This window comes from Candidatus Nanopusillus massiliensis, from assembly GCF_920984865.1.
Map to the genome: position 1 here is coordinate 446,387 of NZ_OV100765.1, position 207 is coordinate 446,593.

Consider the following 207-nt stretch of genomic DNA (forward strand, 5'->3'; position numbering starts at 1 on the left):
TCTCTCTTCTTCCTCTCTCTTTTGTATTTCTTCAACCATCTTTATCCTCTAGCTCTTCCTTGAAAGTTCTTCTCATTGCAAATACTTCCTNNNNATCAGCCTCTTCATCTCTCATTTTTCTACCTGTATACTCCATATAAACCTCATCCATTGTNNGCTCTGCATTATTGACATTTTAGTTACTTTAACTCCATTCCTTATTAATCT